The organism is Adlercreutzia sp. St.1H8 (assembly GCF_059728655.1).
This window is the reverse complement of sequence record NZ_AP039376.1, coordinates 586,382-607,132: the sequence shown is the minus strand read 5'-3', so window position 1 is coordinate 607,132 and position 20,751 is coordinate 586,382. Positions and strand designations below refer to the sequence as shown.

The window sequence follows — 20,751 nt, the reverse complement described above, 5'->3', positions numbered from 1 at the left end:
GGCCCTGAGCATCGACACCGCCACCGGCATGGAGGCGCCCGCCGAGCTGTCGAGCGAGCGCGTGAAGGGCATCTTCTCGTCCATCGCCACCAAGTACGAGCGCTTCAACGCACTGTCGAGCTTCGGCGCCTACCGGCTGTGGCTGGCCGGCATGATGCGCCAGGCCGCCATCGGGCCCGCTGACGACGTCATCGACATCGCCGGCGGCACGGGCGACGTCACCTTCGCCTGCGCCCGGGCCAAGGCCCCGCGCCACATCCAGTGCACCGACCTCGTGCCCGAGATGCTCGACGTGGCACGGGCCCATTACGCCGAGGGGGCCGCGGGCGACGTGCCCGTGGACTTCGCGACGGTAGACGCCCAGAACATCCCCTACCCCGACGCTAGCTATGACGCGATCACCATGGCCTACGGCATCCGCAACATGCCCGAGCGCGAGCGTGCGCTGGCCGAGATGCTCCGCGTGCTGCGGCCCGGAGGCACGTTCACCTGCCTTGAGTTCTCCACGCCGCCGAACCGCGCCTGGCGAGCGCTCTACCACTTCTACCTGCGCCACCTCATTCCGTTCTGGGGCGGGCTCGTGACCGGCGACCGCGAGGGCTTCGTATACCTGTCGCGCTCGATCAAGGCCTTCCCCGACCAGGAGGCCTTCGCCGCCATGCTGCGCGATGCCGGCTTCACCGATGTGGCCTGGAAGAACTACACCGGCGGCATCGCCGCCGTCCACACCGCCCGCAAGCCGGAGTAGCGGGCGACCGCCCCCCCGCGCCCGCCACTCCGCGCGAGCGCACCGTCGAGACTAGGAGCCTTTCATGGAGCGAATCGCCAGTTTCTGCGTCGACCACAACGCGCTGGAGCCGGGCGTCTACGTGTCGCGCAGCGACGCCGACCCGGCCACCGGCTGCGTCACCACCACCTTCGACCTGCGCATGACCGCGCCCAACCGCGAGCCGGTGCTGGACACGGCCGCCGTGCACGCCCTGGAGCACCTGGGCGCCACCTTCCTGCGCAACGACGAGGAGTGGGCCGACCGCGTGATCTACTTCGGGCCCATGGGGTGTCGCACCGGGTTCTACCTGGTGGTGTTCGGCGCCTGCGAGCCGGCGGACGTGGTGCCGCTCGTGACGCGCCTGTTCGAGTTCGCGCGCGACTTCGAGGGCGAGATTCCCGGAGCGCGCCCCGAGGAGTGCGGCAACTACCACGACTCCGACCTGGCCCAAGCCCGCTGGTGGGCTCGTCGCTACGTGGCCGACACCCTGAGCTGCCTGGACGAGGCGCACACGAGCTACCCCGCGCTGCTGGGCTAGGGCGCGGGCGGTGACGCGAGCGCGCGGCGGGCCTTTTGCGCGAAGCCCGCTCGCCCGCAGGGTCGTGTCCCCCCGCCCGCGCGCAGGGTCGCGCGCTGCCCCGCCCGCGGGAGCACGCGACATCACCCCCCCCTCCGCCCGCCTCACCAAGCGCGCCGGGTACGCCCCCCCTCCCCTCCCGCCGCATGACTGACCGCCAGCCTTCCCCGCAAAGGAGCAATCTCATGACGAATCCCCCGATCAAATACGGCATCATCGGCGCCATGGACGTAGAGGTGGCGCTGCTGAAGGAGGCCCTGGCCGCAGGCGCCGGCGCGTCGGCGCCTGGCGACGCCCTGGAGGCGGCCATCGCCCGCGACCTGCGCGATGCCGGCCAGGCGCCGCTGTCCGCAGGCGGCAGCGCACCCGGCGCCGGCCTGCGCGTCACGACTGTGGCAGGGATGGAGTTCTTCGAGGGCGCCATCGACGACGTGCCCTGCGTGGTGGTGCAGTGCGGCGTGGGCATGGTGAACGCGGCGGCGTGCGCCCAGGAGCTCATCGGACGCTTCGGCGTAGGGGCCATGGTGAACACCGGCGTGGGCGGGTCGCTCGACGCGGCCATCGACATCGGCGACGTGGTGGTGGCCACCGATACGGTGAACTGGGTGATGGACGTGGCCAACCTGGGCTACGCCCTCGGCCAGACGCCCGGCATGGACACGCTCACCTTCCCCGCCGACGCGAGCCTGCGCGCCGCCGCCGTCGCCGCGGCGCAGGCCGAGGGAGTCGCCGCCCACGAGGGGCGCGTGGCCTCAGGTGACCGGTTCGTGCGCGACGCCGCCGAGAAGGAGCGCATCGCCGCGGCGTTCGGCGCGCGCTGCTGCGAGATGGAGGGCGCCGCCATTGCCCAGGTGTGCCACTTAAACGGCGTGCCCTGCGCCATCGTGCGCGCCATCTCGGACAAGGCCGACGGCTCGGATGCGGTGGACTACCCCGTCTTCGAGGCCGCTGCCGCCCGCCACTGCGCGGCCATCGTGCGCCGCATGATCGCGGGCTAGCGGACACGCGACAGCCGCCGGCGGGGTGCGCCCTCGACGGAGTGCCCGCAGCAGTGCCGGCAGGATGCGCCTGATCCCGACGCGCCGCCGGCGGAGGGCGAGCGCGCGGCCCGCGAACGGCCGCCGCGCACGCGGGCGCTGACGGCGAGCCAAAGCGCGCGGACGCCCCTCGCAGGACGCCCGGAAGAGCACGCGGCGCCCGAATGCGCAGGCGCGTCCCCCGGGGCGCCGAGACGACGCGCGATAGCCGACCGCGCGAGATGCGCTCTCGCAAGGCGCCGGGATCGCGAGCGGACGGCGGTCACCGCCACCAAAACGCGCCAAGATGGCACTAATTGGCGTTTTGGTACGGCTGGGGGGTGCGGACTCCAAGTTGGACACCCAGGTGTCCGGAGAGGAGGCCGCATGTACGGCGGGGAGGCTAGGCGGGACGCGCTGGACCTGTGGTTCGCGACGCTCGGGGAGATGTCGGTGGAGGACTTCGTCGCGGAGCTGGGGTATCCTTCTGAGTCGACGATGCGCAGGTGGGTCAGGTCCGACCCGAGGCACGACCCCGACAGGGCCCAGTACCGGTCGCTGCCGATGCTGGCGAGGCTGGAGGCGATCAGGCGGGTCGCCGGCGGCGAGAGCGCCGCGGCGGAGGCCAGGCGGGCCGGGGTCTCGAGGAGCCACATGGCCAGGACCGTCTCGGGCTTCGCCCGGGGCGGCACCGCGGCCCTGCTGCCGGCGCCCGCGAGGAGGAAGAGGAAGGAGGCCGAGATGGACGAGGGGAAGGCCCGCCGGGCGAGCCGCCCGGCCCGGCCCATGCCCTGCGAGCAGCCGCCCCGGCTGCCCGACGAGCTGCCGGACGACCCGGCGGCGCTCAAGGCGATCATCGCCGAGCTCGAGCTCAGCAACGCGGCGCTCAGGGAGGTGTTGGCCGTCCTAAAAGCCGCGGCGCCGGCCCTCACCAACGCTGAGGCCGCCGGCTGCGCCTCGAGGCTCGAGGGCCCCTTCGGCGCCGCGGCCGCCTGCGCGGCCCTCGGCCTGGCCCGCTCCACCTACTACTACCAGCTCGGCGCCCTGACCTCGCCGGACGCGCCGCCGGACGGGATGGCCGGGGAGGTCGAGCGCGCCTTCCGCGTGGACGGCGGCTCGTCGCGGGGCTACCGGTTCGTGCGGGAGGTCGTGTCCCGCCGGCGGGGCCGCCCGGTGTCGGAGAGGGTGGTGCGCCGGCACATGCGCGCGCTCGGGCTGCGCGTGTGCTACGCGCGCAGGGGGCGCTACAGCTCCTACGCCGGGGAGGTCGACGCGCCGGCGCCCAACCTGCTGCTGCGGGAGGACGGCACCCACGACTTCTCCGCCGCCCGCCCCAACGAGGCGTGGGTCAGCGACGTGACCGAGTTCCGGCTGCCCGGCGACGGCCGCAGGGTCTACTTGTCGCCCGTCGTCGACCTGTTCGACGGCAAGCCCGTCGCGTGGTCGATCGGCACGAGGCCCGACGCGCGCCTCACCGAGTCGTCGCTCGAGGCGGCGTGCGCCACGCTGCGCGCGGGCCAGGCGCCCGTCGCCCACACCGACCGCGGCTGCCACTACCGCTGGCCGGGGTGGAAGGCGATATGCGAGCGGCACGGCCTGGCCAGGTCCATGTCGCGCAAGGGGCGCAGCCCCGACAACGCCGCGTGCGAGGGGTTCTTCGGCAACCTGAAGAACGAGTTCTTCCACGGGCGGGACTGGTCGGGCTGGCGCGCCGAGGCCTTCATGGAGCTGCTGGACGGGTGGATGCGGGCCTACTCGACCGAGCGCCTCAAGGCGTTCCGGGAGGACGGCCGGATCGTCTACGACACGATAGACAACCGCAGGAGGCGGCTGGGCCTGGCGGTCTAGGCTGCGTCCAAGTAACTGTCCGCACCCCCCTGGGGGCCTCGAAGTCAGGCCAATGGGCCACCTGTGTTAAACGCCACCTGGGAAAACGTTCTCAACACGACCGCCCACCGCGGATTTCGGAGCCTCGAACCGTACCAAAACGCCAATTAGTGCCATCCCGGGCCGAAAAAGTGGCAGCGGGACACCAGGAGAGCGACATCGCGCGGCGGCCACTCTGCCCGCCTGCCCCGCCGCCGGCCGCAGGGCCGCAGGTTCGTCCTGCCTCATGCTTCGCGCCTCGACGCCCCGCCGATCTGCCTTCCGCCGCGCCCGCGAACCCGACGCCCCACCGGCCTTCCGACGCCCCCGCGCCCACGGGCTTGGCGTCCTGCCGGCCTGCCCCCGCACCTCGCGCCCCGGCGTCCCGCCGGCCAGCGGGGCCTAGGCCGGGTACTCGAGCTTGAGCTCGCGCAGGCGCCAGGTACCGGCAGGGCCGTCAGGCTGGGCGACGTTGACCGACCGCGCCACAGCCAGCCCGTCGAGCAGCGCGCGATGGGCCGGGTGCACGGCCAGGCTGCCGTCCTCGTCGTTCTCCGCGAACGGGACGCCCGCCTCGCGCAGGCGCTCGCGTGCTACCGACGCATCGCCATCGAACACCTTGAGCGCACGGTAGAAGAAGTCGCCGTCGTCCAGCTGGCAGAGCCCCTCGTCCACCGACGGCGCGGCAGCGAGACTGGCCTGGAGGATCTGGTCGCGATTCTTGTTGTCAAGCGAGCAGTAGTGCACGCCCAGCGAGAGCCCCTCGTCGAGCGCCCACTCCACGAGTTCCAGGCACGCGCGCTCGCTGCCCGCGATGGGCAGGCCGCCCGCGTAGCCGTAGTCGTAGAGCACGGCGAAGGCGGGATTCTTCACCTTGAAGCCACGACGCCGGTACTCCTCCCAGTCACCGTAGGGGTAGCAGAACTCCAGCAGGTTGATGCCGAAGAGCCCTAGGGAGTCCATGCCGCGCAGGAGCGCGCGCAACGCGTCCTCGGTGCCGGGGATGACCGGCACCTCCACCATGACGTCGGGGATGACCTCGCGCGCAAGCGCGAGGGTGGCGAGAGCCTGCTCGATGGCCGCGCGGTCGGACTCGGGGCCGTCGCCGAGCTTCACCGACAGGCGCATCTCCTGGAGCCCAGCGTCGCGCAAGGCGCGGGCAGTCGACTCGTCGAGGAAGTCGCCGGCGGTGTAGAGGCGCAGGTGCACATCGGGAGCCGCGTCGTGGATGCGGCGGAAGAACTCCTCAGCCTCGGGCTTGTGCAGCAGCGGCTCGCCGCCGGTGAGCGCCGCATGGGTGGGCGCGTCAGGAGCGGCCAGGTACGCATCCACCTCGTCGCGCCAACCCGGCTTGAGGCGCCGATTCTGCTCGTAGTCCTCCTGGTTGACGTTGAAGCAGAAATAGCAGGAGCGGTTGCACTGAAGCGACAGAAAGAACGACCGGCTGCCGCGACCGCCCGTGCAGGCGAGGCAGGCCGACGAGATGCGCCCCACCGACACGCTGGCGCCTCCGTTGCGGAAGCGGGCTCCCTTGGCGCGCAGGCGCTCGCGGAGGACGGCCACGGCGGCCGCGTCCTCGTCGCGCGGGGCGAAATCGATGCCGTAGGTAGCCAGGCCCTCCATCCACTCGCGCTCGATGGCGGCGTACTCTTCCAGCCATGCGGCCAGCGTGGGACGTGTGGCGAGTGCGGCGGGATCAGGTGCGGGAGAAGAGCTGCAGGAGGCAACGGAAGCGTTCACGGGCGTCCTTTCGAGGCGACAGCTGCGAAAAAAGCAGGGCCGGGCGCAAATTCGCACGGTTTTGCACTGCGTAGAAGCAGAATAGCGCGCCTCGAAACGACTGGCCGCCGCAAAACCCCAGGTCGCGAAAAGAACAGGATCCGCTAAGACGCCGATACGGGACGCAGGCGGGTGCAAAACCGTTCGAATTTGCATTGAGAGCGGAGATTTAGGGGGGTCCGGGGGTCCGGGGGTCCGGGGGTCCGGGGGTCCGGGGGTCCGGGGGTCCGGGGGTCCGGGGGTCCGGGGGTCCGGGGGTCCGGGGGTCCGGGGGTCCGGGGGTCCGGGGGTCCGGGGGTCCGGGGGTCCGGGGGTCCGGGGGTCCGGGGGTCCGGGGGTCCGGGGGTCCGGGGGTCCGGGGGTCCGGGGGTCCGGGGGTCCGGGGGTCCGGGGGTCCGGGGGTCCGGGGGTCCGGGGGTCCGGGGGTCCGGGGGTCCGGGGGTCCGGGGGTCCGGGGGTCCGGGGGCCCGGGGGCCCGGGGGCCCGGGGGCCCGGGGGCCCGGGGGCCCGGGGGCCCGGGGGCCCGGGGGCCCGGGGGGCCCGGGGGTCCGGGGGGCCGGGGAGCAGCATGCGAGAGCAGGGTTACGAGGCGACGAGCGCAACATGAGAGCGATGCCGCAAGGCGCCGGACAACACAGAGAGATGAAGGCAGGGCGCAGCCAACGATCCTCGCGACGGAACACGCAGAACCGCAGGCAGCCCACCGGCTCCAGCCCCTCAGGTGCGCCGGGAGGGAGCCTCGGCGCCACAGCTGGGGGCGCTAGCCCTTCGGGCGCAGCACGAGGGCGAGGGCTCAGGGGCGCAGGGCGCGGAAGGCGAGGCTGCGAGACAGCGGCGGCGACATGAGAACGTTGTTGCAAGATGTCAGGCAACACGGGAGGGTGAAGGCGGGGCGCAGCCAACGACCCCGCAGCGGGACGCGCGGGGCCGCAGGCAACCTGCCGGCTCCGCGGCCCGATGCGCGCAGGCGCCCGCACGCGGCGGGCGTCCGGCTGGAGGGAGAGCCCCGGAACGCAGGACGGCCCGCCGGAGAGGCGGGCCGTCCTGACAGGGGCGCGCAAGGCGCCGGGAAGACGGACGGCGGCGTGGAGGGAGGGACGCCGCCGCCGGGGAAGCTGCTAGTCCTGCGGGCGCAGGGGCAGGAACTTGAGGCCCAGCAGGAAGACGAGGACGGCGAGGGCCACCACGCCGAGCGCCACGCCCCACTCGATGGGGGCCGGCCAGTACACGAGGCCCTGGTAGGCGCCCTGGAGGCCGGCCTCCCAGTTGGTCAGCGTCATCGGGGTGACGGCGCCGGGGAGGTCGACGTTGGCCAGCTGGAAGCCGCCCACGAGCAGCTGCACGCGCTTGCAGAGGATGGCCAGGACGGCGGCCGCGCTCGCCGCCACGAGCAGCGGGGTGGTGCGCAGGGAGGGCGTGAAGCAGACGACGGCGGCAGCCACGCAGAGCACCACCTCGCCCCAGAAGAAGGGCGCGAGCGGGCCGGACACGAGCATGTCCACCACGGCCAGGCCCTCGCCCCCGGGGAAGGCCTCGGTCAGGAGGTCGCAGCCGAAGAAGTAGAGGTCGACCACGAGGAAGGCGCCGAGCAGCTTGGCGAGCTTGACCAGGTAGGCCTGCTCGAGGGCGAGGTAGCCCGCGCGGCGCAGGGCGGCGGCCACGCAGATCACGAGGCCGGTGCCGCACACGAGCGCCGAGCTCACGAACCAGGGGGCCAGCAGCGCCGTGTGCCACATCTCGCGGCCCTGCTGCAGGCCGAAGATCCAGGCGGTCACGGAGTGGACGAGCACGGCGCACACGAGGGCCACGACCGAGATCACGCGCAGCGCCGTACTCGACACCCTGCCGGCCTCGGCCCGCACCTGGGCCCAGAGGTAGGCGCAGGAGAGGATCAGGTAGGTCGCCAGCACGATGATGTCCCACATGAGGGGGCTCCCCAGGTTGGAGTAGGCGAACAGCTCCCACACGCGCAGGGGCTGGCCCAGGTCGACCACCACGAAGCCGATGGCGGCCACGGTGGCGGCGATCGACGACATGACGGCCACCTTGGAGATGCCGCCGAAGCCCCTGATCCCGAAGGCCTTGGGCACCGACGAGATGATGAGGCCGCCGGCCGACAGGCCCACGAAGAACATGAACATCGTGATGTAGAGGCCCCAGCTGTCGAGGTTCCTCATCGCGGTCTGCGCCATGCCGCCGGTGAGCTGCACCGCCCACAGGGCCAGGCCGGCCACGGTGAGCACGCCGGCGATCGCGATGCCCGCGTTGAGGCCCTTCCCGCCCCAGGCCGCGGCCCGGGCGCCGGCCGCCTCGGGCGCCTTAGGCGCGGCGGCGAAGTCGTCGTCCACGACGGCGACGCTATTGGTATCAGTCATTCCTCATCCCTCCTTACACCAGGAAATACACGGACGGCTTGGTGCCCATCTCGGGCAGCAGCTGCGTGTGGGAGCGCTCGGCGAGCAGCTGGGAGACCGTCGAGTTCGGGTCATCCAGGTCACCCCAGTGACGCGCGATACCGCGGCAGATGTCAACGCAGGCAGGGCGCTCGCCGCGAGCCACGCGGTGGTAGCACATGGTGCACTTCTCCACGACGTGCTTCTGGTGCTTGGGCACGTCCTCATCACCAGTCGCGAAGTCGAGGAAGTACTTCGGCTCCTCCCAGTTGAACGACCGCACTCCGGTGTAGGGGCAGGCCGACATGCACATGCGGCAGCCGATGCACTTGTCGTAGTCCTGGCGGACGATGCCCGTCTCCTCATCACGATAGGTGGCGCCGACGGGGCACACCTTCACGCACGCGGGGTTCTCGCAGTGCTGGCAGGCAAGCGTGAGGAAGCGCATGTACATCGTGTCCGGCGTGTCACCGCGCGGCGTGAGCTCCGCCTCTCCGCCATCAGTCAGCGAGCGGCTCCACCAGATCCCCTCGGGGATGTTGTTCTCAACCTTGCAGGTCATGGAGCAGTTGTTGCACCCGACGCAGCGCTTGGTGTCAACGACCATCACGTAGTGCGTCATGGCTACTCACCCCCTTTCCACTTCTCGACTTCGCAGAGGAAGTCGTTGTACGAGCTGTTTCCGGTCAAGTCGCTGAAGCAGAGCGTCAGATCCTGGGGATGCCCCACACGGTAGGCATCCTGCTGGGGGCCGTGGGGCAGGATGATCGAGTCCTTGCGCAGGCCCTTCGTGAGCCGTGCGCGCAGAACCACCTCGCCGCGGTCGTTGAACACGCGCACGAGATCGTCTTCCACGATACCGCGCTCGGCGGCGGTCTCGTCGTTCAGCATCACGTAGGGATCGCCCCATATCTCGTGAATCCACGGGATGTCGTTGTACATCGAATGGCCCGTGTAGTTGCTGTGCTCGCTGTTGCCGAACAGCGGGTACTTCTCGCGCAGCGGGTTGTCCTGATAGGCCTCCATCGCATGCTCGTACCAGGGGATCTTCTCCTCGGCGGGCAGCACGGTGTAGGCAACGTCGCGGGCGATGAGGTCGGGGAGGTAGAACTGCACCCGCTTGAGGGCGTTGGCCTCGGTGCCGATGACCGGCTCCTCGCTCCAGTCCGCGATGACGCCCTCGCGCTTGAAGTCGTCGTAGGTGCGGCCGATCTTCTTGTTGGCCTCGTTATCGAGCAGCGCGTGCAGGTAGCCCTCGGCATCCTTGTCGTAGAGGCCGTCAAGGCCGATCTTCGGCGCGAGCAGGTTGTAGATCTCGAAGTCGCTCTTGACCTCGCCCGCCGGCTCGACGGCCTTCTGCATGAGGAAGTCCACCTCATGCGAGCTGATCTGCAGGAAGTCCTCCTGCTCGAAGGAGAGTCCCACGGGAAGAATGACGTCGGAGTAGCGCGCCGTATCGGACATGAAGCAGTCGACGGTGACCAGGCAGTCAAGGTGCTTGAGGGTCTCGAGGAAACGCGGGCGCCCCGACTCGCTGGCGAACGGATTGGCACTCACGATCATCACGACCTTGAGCGGAAGGTCGGCCTCGCCGAGCTTGCCCGTCTCGAGCACCTCGGGCACACGCTCCGAGCAGAGCGTGGCATAGGGCTTCATCAGAGAGGGATCGGGGTACATCTCCTTGGTGGTGAGCGTGGTCGTCTCCACGTTCACGTGGTTCTTGTTCAAGTAGATGCACGCGCCCGGCTTATCGATGTTGCCGGTGAGGCTGGCAAGGTAGGCGAGGTTCTTGTAGTTGTGGCGCGAGTTCACGTGGTGACAGATGCCCTGCGCCATCACGACGGTGGTAGGACCGTTCGTGGCATAGGTGGTGGCCAGGTCGATGACCTGCTCCTCGGAGATATCGCACTCTTTCGCGGCGAACTCGACAGTGAACTGTTTCGTCATGTCGCGCACGTAGTCGAAGACGGTGCGCAGACGCGTGCCCTCGTACTCGAACTCGCCGGTCACAGCCGGATCCTCGGCGGTGAACTGCGAGGCGAGCTGCCCGGTGGCCTTGTCGAAGACCACCTCCGGGTTGATGATGACCGGCTGGCCCGTCCAGGGGCTGATGGGACCCTCGGTGGGCGGAATGCCCATGTCGGACAGCTTGAAGTACGAGCCATCATCCTTGATGAGCAGCGGCGCCACTGACTTCTTGGCCAGGAAGTCCCAGTCCACCAGGTCATTGTCGATGATGAAGTTGGCCATGGCCAGCATGAGGGCGCCGTCGGTGCCGCTGCGCACCGGGATCCACGTATCGCTGCCAGCGGCAGTGATGGTGTAGCGCGGATCGACGGCGATCATGCGAGCGCCCTTGTCGCGCGCGTCGCAGATGTAGGGCCAGCAGCAGCGCACGGTGTCGGTCACGTTGGCGCCCCAGGCGATGAGCGTCTTAGCGTTGGTGTAGTCGGCCGTGGAGTTGGTGCCGTGCTGCATGACGAAGAGGCCCATGTACACCTGGGCCTGATCGCCGCCAGGAATGATGACGGTGCCGCCGAAGGTGTTGAGGAAGCGGTGGTAGCCCACGCCCGTGGACTGGTGGTAGGCGCCGTTCAGCCAGCCTTCAGAGCCATAGGAGTGCCACAGGCCGAAGGCATTGGGCCCGTACTCGGCCTGAGCCTTGTTGATGTGGTCGCTCACGTAGGCGATGGCCTCGTCCCAACTCACGCGCTCCCAGTTGTCGCTGCCGCGCTCACCGCGCTGGATCATCGGGTACAGCACGCGGTTCGGGGCGTAGAGGCGCTGCGGGTAGGTGACGCCCTTCACGCAGCCCATACGACTGCGCTCGAAGCCCTCAGGCGGCTCGTAGGGGCGCGTCTGGACGAGCTTCCCCTCGCGCACCTTCCCTACCAGCACGCATTTGCCGCCACAGTTTCCGCGGCAGGTGTTCACGAAGGACTGCTCATCGGGAAGTCCCCTCGTGGGCGATGCCGCATGAGCGGCCACCGTTGAAAGGCCCGCACCTGCGGCGGTGACGGCGGTTGCAGCCGCCGTCGTCTTCAGAAAGGCGCGACGGGTCAGGCCCCCGCTACTTGCTTCTGACATCTCTCCTCCTCTTGATACCGTCGGGCTGCGCGGCTACGTCCGTCGACGCGCGGCGCTCCCCTACCCTACGTTCAGAGAATCGGCCGATTCAGCTAGGGTCACCATAGCAACTTATCCTAGGATATTCAATGTTTATCCTAGGATAAGTTTGGAGAGAGCCGTTCTTTTTTGAGAATAGTCTTCTATCCGAGGGCGCGATTTTAGCGAATAGGCGGCGCTTGCAGCTGAGAATAACGGGGACGGACAGGACGTCACGCAAGCTTGGGGCGGCGTTTCTGCCAAAAACCGAGGTTGTGAACCCCGATGAGCACGATCGAAGCGGTCCCTAGAAGTTAATCGCGGCTTTTATCAGGCAAAACGCCGGCGTGATGACGTTTCTCATGAGAGCGTTCCGCGAAGGCCACGTGGAGGCGGCGCATGATCTCGGTTTTTGGCGAAAACAACGCCGGCGCGACGCACGGACGAGTGCACGCTGCGGGCAGCATCATCCTGACCCGCGCGCCTCGTAGCCCGGCGCCCAGGGCGCCCCAGTCGCCCGCAGCCCGGCGGCGCCCGGCACGCTACTTCCCGAGCGCCTTCGCTACGTCTTCGAGCGCGCTGGCGCCGGCGCCCTCGCCGAACCCGTCGGCGAAGGAGCTCGGCAGCACCACGGTGCCGCCGGTCTCGCGCACGCTCTCGTACATGAGGTGCATGCGGCGCACGTCGAGCGCGTTCTCGTTGCCGTCGTAGGCCTCCCCTATCTCGGTGGCCATGTCGGCGATGGCCTGCTCGGCCTCCATGAGGATGATGCGCGCCTTCTTCCGCTGCTCAGCCTGGGCCTCGAGCGACATGGCCTCCTGCAGCGCCTCGGGCACGATGATGTCGCGAATCTCCACCGACAGCACGGTGATGCCCCACTCCGACACCTTCTCGTCGAGCACCTGGGTCAGCTCCTGATCGAGCTGGTTGCGACGGATGGTGATGCCGGCCACGGTGGAGCGCCCGATGGCGTCGCGTAACGCGGTCTGGGCCGCCAGCTGCACGGCCAGGCTGTAGTTGTTGATCTCCATGCACGCCTTCTCGGCGTCCCACACCATCCAGTAGAGCACCGCGTCGATGTCGAGCGGGATGAGGTCGGCCGTGAGGGTCTCCTTGGCGCCGAAGGGAATGGAGCGCGTGCGCATGTCCACGTAGAGCGCGCAGTGCTCAACGATGGGCCAGGTGAACACCAGGCCCGGGCCCGACACGCGGTTGAGGCGGCCCAGGCGCAGCACCACGATGCGCTCCCACTGCTGGCAGACGTGGATGCCCGACACCGCCAGCCACCCGAGGACGACGCCGGCCACGATGCCGCCGAGGCCCAGCTCGCCCATCGCCGCCACCCACGCCGCCTGCACCAGGCCGAACACCACGGCGAACAGCGCCGTCGAGAAGATGAGCGCACCAGCGCGCGAAGCGGTGCGGTCGGTCTCGATCACCGGAGAATCCACCACCACGCCACGCGATCTGCGAGCCATCGCCCCGCGCGTCGTCGCCTGGTCGTCCCCTCTTCCCCCTCTAGTCATTTCCGCGCTCCCTCTCCATGTCGTGGATCTTCTTCTTGATGCGCTTGCTCACTTCGTCGAAGTCGAGCCCCATGGCCAGGCAGGCGTCCACGCAGTCCTCGATGAGCGTGTCCACCGACTCCAGCTTCTCGCTCTTCTCGGGGCTGATCTCGCGGACGATGGTGCCCTTGCCGGGGCGGGACTCGATGTAGCCCTCGTCCATCAAGCTGATGTAGGCCTTGTTGACCGTGTTGAAGTTGATGGATATCTCGGCTGCCAGGCCGCGCACAGTGGGAAGCTTCTCGCCCGGCTTGAAATACCCGGTGGCGATGAGGTACGCGAGCCGATTGCGCAGCTGAAGCCACGGCGGCAGGTCACTTTTCTTGTCTACCTCGAACAAAACCACAGGGCGGGGCTTCCTCTCATCGGGGCGGCCGGGAGGCGCGGCGCGCGTCGGGCGTCGGCGGATGCGCGTTCGTCATCTGCCCATTATGCACCTCTCAGCCCATCCCAAGGGCCACGGCGACGGAAGCGGCTATATCCGGCGAGACTCCCGCCTGGATGACGCACCAGCGCAGCGCAAGGCCGCCCGCCAGGATGCAGACGGAGACGGCGAGGGCCGGACGCGGGGCGGCATCGCGGATGAGCAGGTCGGCAAGGAGGGGCACGGCCAGGCCGAGCAGGACTGCGATCGGCCAGAACGCAAGGGCGAGGCGGCCGGCCAGCAGGGCTGTCGCCGACTCCCATCCCACGCCGCCCGTCACGAGGGCCTCGGCTAGCAGCGCGGCAAGAACCACCGACTCCGCCGCGACGAGGAGCGCGTCGACGCGAAGGATGCGACGCAGCGTGATGGAGAACGCCTCAGGCGACGGTCCGAGGACAACAGCGGCCGCCACGAGCGCCAGCCCCGCAGAAGCCGACGAGGCGACGAAGAGCACCGGGAGCCAGGGAGAGTGCCAGAAGGGGACGGCCGGCAAACTGGCCAGAAAGAGCCCCGTATAGGCCATGACCGCCACGGCAGCCGCCAGGCACCCGACGCGTGCGACGGCGACGAGCCAGGCCGGCAGCCGCGACGCGCCGAAGATCCACAGGCCGACGAGCGGGACGGCGCATAGCACGAGAGCCGCCAGCAGGTAGGCGCCCACCGCGATATAGCTGAGCGAGGGGGCCAGGAAGAGCGCGAGCAGACGATCGGGTCGGCCGAGATCGGCCATCAGACAGAACATGCCCAGGAGCACAGCGGCCAGGCCCACCCCGTAGGCCGGCCCGAGAAAGGGGCGGAGCCTCTCGCGCGGGATAACGGAGGCTCGAAGGGGGTAGACGCCTGCGCGCGGGCCAGTCGAGCGGCCGAGCGAAACGCGGGGCGAGCGGGGGGCGCGACATGGGCGTGCGGGACACGCGAGAATCGCGCCGGGCTGGGAGTCAATGAGGGCGCAGCGCGCGTCGCGAGGCGTGAGCAACTCGAGCACCACGGCGGCCGCAAGGGCCCCGGCGCCGGCGCCGGCCAGGAACAGGTAGCAAACTGCCAGGTCTCCGATCACGCCTCCCCCTCCCCCCCACTGCGCCCGCGCGCCCGCGCGCTACGCATTAGCCTAGGACAACTTACGCGTCCATGGTAGCGGGCGCCGCCCCTTGCTGGCAAGAGGCAGGCGCCGGGCGCACGACGAGCGCGTCGCCCGGGACTGGGCGACTGGGAGCGACACGGCAAAGGTGGACGGCGGATGGCGAGCGACCTCGGCGGCGGTGAGCACCCGGGCGCGAATGGGGACGTCGCCACACGGAGTCGACGGCGTGCGGAGTTGACGGCGACGCGGGCGCGGCGGGCAGAGTTGGCAGGCGGAATGCAGGCGATGGGTGGCAGAAGGCCCAAGGCCGCGCGTCGGCCCCCTCGCCGTGCAGATCTTTCTCCAAAATGGCCAGAAATGACGACCTGACGACGCCGTGCGGCAAACGCCGGGGACACCATTCGACAAAATCCCAGGTCGCGCAAAGATCGGCAGCGACAACGCGACCAAATGCGTCGCAAAAGGAGCCGCCGGCACGCGAATTTGTCGTCAGGTCGTCATTTTTGGCCATTCTCCGACGAGGAGCCGTACCCCCCGTTCCGGGGGCGGGCGCGGAGGGGGCAGACACACGCCGGGTTCGGAAAAGGGAGGCGCCCCGAGACGCGCCGGCCCGACGGGCGCCCCCCCAGAAGAGACGACAAGCTCGGACACGACAACCTGACGGCGCCGGCTCCCTAGGCGCGACAACGCCCGCGGGCCGCACGGACCAGCGAACGGCGTCGGAGGACGCCAGGGAGGAGCCTCAGCGCCGCGACTGCGGGCGCGGCGCGGGCGATAGCGGGAGACGTACGCATGTCGAGACGCAGCGGGCGCGTCAGGCGCGGGGCGCGGCTCACGGTACGGGCGAGGCGCACGGCGCGGGCTGGCGCGAGGGCGGCGATCGGATGGACGCAAGGAGGGGGCACTGAGCGCAGACGGGACAGATGCGACCGAGCGGCGGCGTGCCAGCGTGAGCCGGCGCCGCGGCGGGGGGGGCGCCCCTCCCCACGACACGGCGCGGGGCCGAGCACGGGCGCTCCGGCCACGCCATCAGGGAACGAATGTTTCACGTGAAACATTCGAGGCGGAGGGCGATGGCGGGCTCGGGGGAGGGCGGGAGGATGCTGGGCGCGGGGCGGATGGGGGCGGCGCGGGGCCGGCAGCCTCGCGCCAGCCGGGCGCCGGGACACCGACCAGAGTCGCGGAGGGGCCGCCCCGACGCCCAGCGTGCAAAAAAGAAGCGCCGCCCTCGCGCTGGGTGGGCGCGGGGCGGCGCGCGGCCGGGGCGGCGCAAAGGGTGGGCGGCGGAGACCCCGACTATCAACGTGCCCGCAAGCCCGGCGGGAGGGTTGCCGGGCTGCGGCCAGAGGGGAAGCAGAGGCCGCGGCGGCACCAGGCCGGTCGCGGCTAGGAGGGGCCAGGCAATCCCCGCGCGGCACCAAGCCGGGCCGCGGCCAGGAGGGGCCGGGCGAGTCCCGCGCGGCATCAGGCCGGGCCGCGCGGGGATCACGGGAAGAGCCGCTAGTCCTGCGGACGCAGGGGCAGGAACTTCAAGCCGGCCAGCAGGATGAACGCGCCCAGGCCGATGACGCCCAGGGTGACGCCCCACTCGATCATGGTCGGCCAGTACACCAGGCCCTCGTAGGCGCCGGCCACGCCGGCCTCCCAACCGGTGACGGTCAGGGAGGTCACGGGGCCGGGCAAATCGAGGGTCGGCAGCTGGAAGCCGCCCACCAGCAGCTGCACGCGCTTGCAGAAGATGGCGGCGATGGCGAGCGCCGAGGCAGCCACGATCAGGCCGGGGCGGCGCAGCGACGGCGTGAAGCACACCACGGCGCACGCGACGCAGCCGATGATCTCAACCCAGAAGAACGGTGCGAGCGGGCCGGAGACGAGCATGTCCACCACGGCCAGGCCACCGGCAGCCGGGAAGGCCTCGGTGAGCAGGTCGCACCCGAAGAAGTAGAGGTCAACCACGACGAACACGCCCAAGAGCTTGGCCAGCTTCACCACGTAGGCCTGGTCGAGCTCGAGGTAGCCGACCTTGCGCAGCGCCACCACGACGATGGCGACGAGGGCGGTGCCGCACACGAGGGCCGACGACACGAACCAAGGCGCCAGCAGGGCGGTGTGCCACATCTCGCGGCCCTGCTGCAGGCCGAAGATCCAGGCGGTCACGGAATGCACGAGCACAGCGCACACGAGGGCCACGACCGAGATCACGCGCAGCGCCGTACTCGACACCTTGCCGGCCTCGGCGCGCAGCTGGGCCCACAGGTACACGCAGGACAGGATGAGGTAGGTGCCCAGCACGATGATGTCCCACATGAGCGGCGAGCCCAGGTTGGAGTACGCGAAGAGCTCCCACAGGCGCAGCGGCTGGCCCAGGTCCACCACGACGAACGCGATGGCGCACACGGTGGCGGCGATGGACGACAACACGGCCACCTTGGAGATGCCGCCGAAGCCCGCGATGCCGAAGGCCTTCGGCACCGACGAGATGATGAGACCGCCGGCAGAGAGCCCCACGAAGAACATGAAGTTGGTGATGTAGAGGCCCCAGCTGTCCAGGTTGCGCATGCCGGTCTGCACCATGCCGCCCGAAAGCTGCACCACCCACAGCGCGATGCCGATCACGGCAAGCGCGCCCGACACGGCGATGGCGGCGGTCAGGCCCTTGCCGCCCCACACGGCGGCCTTCGCGCTCGCGGTCTCGCGCGCCTTGGGCGCCGCGGCCGGGTTGAAGTCGTCGTCGGCGACGGCGACGTTGTTGTTGATATCAGACATGGTCGTCATCCTTCCTAGACGAGATAATAGACGGACGGCTTGGTGCCCTCGTCGGGCAGCAGCTGCTTATAGCTGCGGCTCGCGATGAGCTGCGACACCTCAGAGTCGGGGTCGTCTAGGTCGCCCCAGAAGCGAGCGCGTACCGGGCACAGCTCCATGCAGGCCGGCGTCTCGCCCTGGGAGGTGCGCTGGTAGCAGAACGTGCACTTCTCCACCACGTGCTTCTGGTGCGCCGGAGCCTCGGCGTCACCGGTGGCGAAGCCGATGGAGTACTTCGGCTCCTCCCAGTTGAAGGAGCGGACGCCGGTATAGGGGCAGGCCGACATGCACATGCGGCAGCCGATGCACTTGTCGTAGTCCTGGCGCACGATGCCCGTCTCCGGATCCTTGTAGGTAGCGCCCACGGGGCACACCTTCACGCAAGCGGGGTTCTCGCAGTGCTGGCAGGAGACGGGCGTGAAGTCCACCTTCGCGTGCGGGAACTCCCCGCGCATCGTCTCGAACTCCTCGCCGCCGTCGGAGAGCACGCGGTTCCACCACACCTCATCGGGCAGCCCGTTGGCCGACTTGCACGACATCGCGCACGTCCAGCAGCCGATGCAGCGCTTCTGGTCGATGACCATTCCGTATCTCATGATGGCCCCCTTACGCCTTCTCGATCTGGATCAGGCAGTCGCTGTAGTTCTCGTTGTTGCAGACCGGGTTCTCAGAGCCGGCCGTCACATACTGGTAGTGACCCTCGATGAACATGTCCTCCATGCATCCATGGGGAAGGTTCGCCATGCCCTTGGGCATGCTGGGATCGACCACCGCCTTCACCTTGAAGGCCCCGCGGTCGTTGAACACGCGGACGACGTCGCGATTGGCGATGCCCCGCTCGGCTGCGTCCTCGACGCTCAGGTGGATGATGGGCTCGGGCTTGATCTCCTTGATCCACGGCGTCTCGCGGAACTGGGTATGGGTGCTCCACCGGCCGTGGAACTGGACGAACACGATGGGATACTTCTCCGCTAGCGGATTCTTGTCGAACTGGTCGACGGACTCGGTCCACGCCTCGAAGGGCGGCTCGAAGTAGGGCAGGCGCTCCTTTTCCACGTCGATCTTCTGGCCGTAGTCAAGGCGCGGCGTGGGCTTCTCCAGGTAGAACTGGGCCTTCTTCGTGGCGGTGCCGAAGACGCCGTCGGCGCCGTCGCACCAGCCCTCGGGACGACAGCGCACGCACTTCTCCTCCTTCACGCGATCCCACGTGATGGCGCTATCGGCCGACCAGCCCTTGAAGTTCGACCAGTTCACAATGTTCTCGAGCATGGTCATCTCGTCGTCGGGATACAGGTCCTCGAAGCCCATGCCGTCGGCGAGCAGCTTGCAGATGTCCAGGTCGCTCTTGGCCTCGTGCAGCGGCTCCATGCACTTCTCCTGGAGAATGACGTAGGGGGTGATGGCGCGCGTGCTGATGTCGTTGACCTCGAACCAGTGGGCGCAGGGCAGCACGATGTCGGCCCACTTCACCGTGTCGGTCATGCGCATGTCGGTGACCACGATGAAATCTATCTTCTTGATGGCCTCGAGCATCTCCGTCTTGCCGGCCGTGTTGCCGAAGACGTTGCCCGAGTAGACGTAGACGCTCTTGATGACGGCGTCCTTGTCTCCGTACTTCCCCGTCTCCATGATGGAGGGAAGCTGGGAGACGTAGTACTGGGGGCCGTTGTTCTTGCCGGGCACCACGAAGTACTTCATCGAGATGCACTTGGCGGCCGACTTGGAAACGCCGTTGCTCGTGCCCGGCTTGCCCAGGTTGCCGGTCAGCATGAGCAGCGCCGCCGTGGACATATACATCGGATGGCTGTTGCCCGCGTGGCCGAAGCCGAAGGACGTGTAGATGCACGACGGACCGTCCGCCACGTCGTGGGCCACCTCGTAGACATCGTCGACGGTCATGCCGCACACCTCGGCCGCGCGCTCGGGCGTCCACTCGTCCACGCGCTCCTTCAGCAGCTCGAGAGCGGTTGTCACCTCGATGCCGTTCACCGTGAACGTGCCCCACAGAGCCGGCGTCGCCACCGTGTCCTGGGGCACCGCGGCGCCGGAGGCCTCATCCCAGACGAGCACCTTCTTCCCCGCCGCCTCGTCGGCCTCGCCGAGGTCGGCCGCGCGCAGGTAGGCGCCGGTGTCCTTGCGCACCAGGAAGGGCGCGACGGTGGCCTTGCGCAGGAAGGCGTCGTCGGTCAGCCCCTCGTCGATGACGATGCGGCAGCACGCCATGGCGAGCGCCGTGTCGGAGTTGGCGCGGATGGGGATGTAGCGGTCGGCGCGGCTGGCGGACATGGTGCAGATGGGGTCGATGGCCGTCACCTTGCACCCGTTGTCCTGAGCGTCCAGGATGAAGCGCCAGTCGTGCGGGCGCGACTCGACGGGGTTGGTGCCCCAGATGAAGATGTGTTTGGCCTCGCGCAGCGTGGTGGCCTCGTTCCACGGGCCGAAGGTGGCGCTGTCGCCGATGGTCAGGCTGTTCATGTAGATGCCGGAGTAGTCGGCGCCGGTCATGATGGACGACGCCTGCATGGCGCGGGTGAAGCGGCGCCACGCCGAGCCGAGGAACCCGTGGAGCGCGCCGTCGTTGCCGGCCAGGTACCACTGGGCGATGGAGGAGTCGCCGTACTGCTCGCGGTAGCCCTTCCACTTCTCGCAGATGGTGGAGATGGCCTCCTCCCAGCTGATGCGCTCGAACTCGCCGGAGCCGCGCTCGCCGACGCGCTTCATCGGGTACTTGAGGCGGTTGGGGTCGTAGATGCGCTGCGGGTGCGTGATGCCGCGCATGCAGATGCGGGACATGCCCGTGCCGTCGTCATCGGCGAAGATGTGCGGCGCCACGCGGGCGACGCGGCCGTCGCGCACGTGGATGTCGAGGGCGCAGCCGCCGAGGCAGTTGCCGCGGCAGTAGCCCGAGAAGACCTGGTCGCCCGTGTCGGGCAGCTTGTCGTCCGCATGGGCGGACAGCGTGGTGGTCGCGGCGCCGGCGAGGGCCGCCGCTCCGGCGAGGGCGCCGGTGGCCTTGAGGAAGCCGCGCCTCGTGAGCCCGCCGTGCGGGCTGGTGGTTCCTGACATCTCTCCTCCTCGAAGATAGCCAGGATATCCCCTCGCACCGACGCGTCGGCCCGGGCGCGCGTGCGCCGCGGCCTGCCGCTGTCGGATGCCCGGCGCCGTCCCCTCCGTCGGATGGGCGCCGCGCGCGACCGCCCCGGCGCACCCCTGCGCCTTGGCGGGCGTTCCGCGCCTTCGCATCGACGGCGCCTCGGCGCGCCCCCGCGCCTCGGCGTCGATGCCTGAGATACCCTTTCGGAGCGCCTCGGCGTCCCTTTGCCCGCTCGCCGCCCATCTTCTTGCGGCCCGCGGGCGCGCCGCCGCGCTCC

The 20,751-nt window shown here is 69.5% G+C and carries 14 protein-coding genes; 4 read left to right on the top strand and 10 right to left on the bottom strand.

The genetic code is table 11. The annotated features are described in order from the left end of the window. Nucleotides 1-4: 4 nt before the first annotated feature. The 4 genes from AC6I0Y_RS02085 (at nt 5) to AC6I0Y_RS02070 (ending at nt 4,210) form a co-directional block, all read left to right on the top strand. Complete coding sequence (locus tag AC6I0Y_RS02085; protein ID WP_160710448.1) at nt 5-748, top strand: ubiquinone/menaquinone biosynthesis methyltransferase; 744 nt, start codon at nt 5-7, stop codon at nt 746-748. 64 nt (nt 749-812) lie between these two features. After that, nucleotides 813-1,307 carry an S-ribosylhomocysteine lyase gene (locus tag AC6I0Y_RS02080; RefSeq protein WP_497732746.1) on the top strand — a complete coding sequence of 165 codons (495 nt, stop codon included), beginning with the start codon at nt 813-815 and terminating at the stop codon, nt 1,305-1,307. A 224-nt stretch (nt 1,308-1,531) separates the two neighbouring features. Beyond that, a complete protein-coding gene (locus AC6I0Y_RS02075; protein WP_497732743.1) occupies nt 1,532-2,344 on the top strand; it encodes a 5'-methylthioadenosine/adenosylhomocysteine nucleosidase in 813 nt (270 codons plus the stop codon). 405 nt (nt 2,345-2,749) lie between these two features. Further along, nucleotides 2,750-4,210, top strand: coding sequence for an IS3 family transposase (locus AC6I0Y_RS02070; RefSeq protein ID WP_497732741.1), 1,461 nt, complete (start codon nt 2,750-2,752; stop codon nt 4,208-4,210). A gap of 420 nt (nt 4,211-4,630) precedes the next feature. Here AC6I0Y_RS02070 and AC6I0Y_RS02065 read toward each other — a convergent pair whose 3' ends face one another. The 10 genes from AC6I0Y_RS02065 to AC6I0Y_RS02020 form a co-directional block, all read right to left on the bottom strand. Next, the gene (locus AC6I0Y_RS02065; RefSeq protein ID WP_497732739.1) at nt 4,631-5,968 is read right to left on the bottom strand and encodes a radical SAM protein; all 1,338 of its coding nucleotides are present in this window, start codon (nt 5,966-5,968) and stop codon (nt 4,631-4,633) included. A gap of 1,157 nt (nt 5,969-7,125) precedes the next feature. Further along, on the bottom strand, nt 7,126-8,382 hold the full coding sequence (gene nrfD / locus AC6I0Y_RS02060; protein ID WP_160709702.1) for an NrfD/PsrC family molybdoenzyme membrane anchor subunit: 1,257 nt from the start codon (nt 8,380-8,382) through the stop codon (nt 7,126-7,128). 13 nt (nt 8,383-8,395) lie between these two features. Continuing rightward, a complete protein-coding gene (locus AC6I0Y_RS02055) occupies nt 8,396-9,022 on the bottom strand; it encodes a 4Fe-4S dicluster domain-containing protein (RefSeq protein WP_160709704.1) in 627 nt (208 codons plus the stop codon). A gap of 2 nt (nt 9,023-9,024) precedes the next feature. Beyond that, nucleotides 9,025-11,487: a molybdopterin-containing oxidoreductase family protein gene (locus AC6I0Y_RS02050; RefSeq protein WP_497732736.1), complete on the bottom strand. Its 2,463-nt coding sequence runs from the start codon at nt 11,485-11,487 to the stop codon at nt 9,025-9,027. Between the two features lie 560 nt (nt 11,488-12,047). Next, entirely contained in the window at nt 12,048-12,983 is a 936-nt protein-coding gene (locus tag AC6I0Y_RS02045) for a slipin family protein (RefSeq protein WP_236643418.1), read from the bottom strand. 40 nt (nt 12,984-13,023) lie between these two features. After that, nucleotides 13,024-13,416 carry a GntR family transcriptional regulator gene (locus tag AC6I0Y_RS02040; protein ID WP_497732733.1) on the bottom strand — a complete coding sequence of 131 codons (393 nt, stop codon included), beginning with the start codon at nt 13,414-13,416 and terminating at the stop codon, nt 13,024-13,026. A 94-nt stretch (nt 13,417-13,510) separates the two neighbouring features. Further along, a complete protein-coding gene (gene nrfD, locus AC6I0Y_RS02035) occupies nt 13,511-14,551 on the bottom strand; it encodes an NrfD/PsrC family molybdoenzyme membrane anchor subunit (protein ID WP_497732730.1) in 1,041 nt (346 codons plus the stop codon). 1,524 nt (nt 14,552-16,075) lie between these two features. Then, on the bottom strand, nt 16,076-17,341 hold the full coding sequence (nrfD, locus tag AC6I0Y_RS02030; RefSeq protein WP_497732727.1) for an NrfD/PsrC family molybdoenzyme membrane anchor subunit: 1,266 nt from the start codon (nt 17,339-17,341) through the stop codon (nt 16,076-16,078). Nucleotides 17,342-17,355: 14 nt separating this feature from the next. Beyond that, on the bottom strand, nt 17,356-17,979 hold the full coding sequence (locus AC6I0Y_RS02025) for a 4Fe-4S dicluster domain-containing protein (RefSeq protein ID WP_497733632.1): 624 nt from the start codon (nt 17,977-17,979) through the stop codon (nt 17,356-17,358). A 7-nt stretch (nt 17,980-17,986) separates the two neighbouring features. Beyond that, nucleotides 17,987-20,446, bottom strand: a complete 2,460-nt coding sequence (locus AC6I0Y_RS02020; protein WP_497732725.1) for a molybdopterin-containing oxidoreductase family protein — start codon at nt 20,444-20,446, stop codon at nt 17,987-17,989. Nucleotides 20,447-20,751: the final 305 nt, after the last annotated feature.

Bases quoted from the DNA above. Each gene is read 5' to 3' on its own strand.
- AC6I0Y_RS02075 (WP_497732743.1), top strand. From the start codon at position 1,532: ATGACGAATCCCCCGATCAAATACGGCATCATCGGCGCCATGGACGTA.
- AC6I0Y_RS02020 (WP_497732725.1), bottom strand. From the start codon at position 20,446: ATGTCAGGAACCACCAGCCCGCACGGCGGGCTCACGAGGCGCGGCTTC.
- AC6I0Y_RS02080 (WP_497732746.1), top strand. From the start codon at position 813: ATGGAGCGAATCGCCAGTTTCTGCGTCGACCACAACGCGCTGGAGCCG.
- AC6I0Y_RS02055 (WP_160709704.1), bottom strand. From the start codon at position 9,022: ATGACGCACTACGTGATGGTCGTTGACACCAAGCGCTGCGTCGGGTGC.
- nrfD (WP_497732727.1), bottom strand. From the start codon at position 17,341: ATGTCTGATATCAACAACAACGTCGCCGTCGCCGACGACGACTTCAAC.
- nrfD (WP_160709702.1), bottom strand. From the start codon at position 8,382: ATGACTGATACCAATAGCGTCGCCGTCGTGGACGACGACTTCGCCGCC.
- AC6I0Y_RS02045 (WP_236643418.1), bottom strand. From the start codon at position 12,983: ATGGCTCGCAGATCGCGTGGCGTGGTGGTGGATTCTCCGGTGATCGAG.
- AC6I0Y_RS02070 (WP_497732741.1), top strand. From the start codon at position 2,750: ATGTACGGCGGGGAGGCTAGGCGGGACGCGCTGGACCTGTGGTTCGCG.
- AC6I0Y_RS02050 (WP_497732736.1), bottom strand. From the start codon at position 11,487: ATGTCAGAAGCAAGTAGCGGGGGCCTGACCCGTCGCGCCTTTCTGAAG.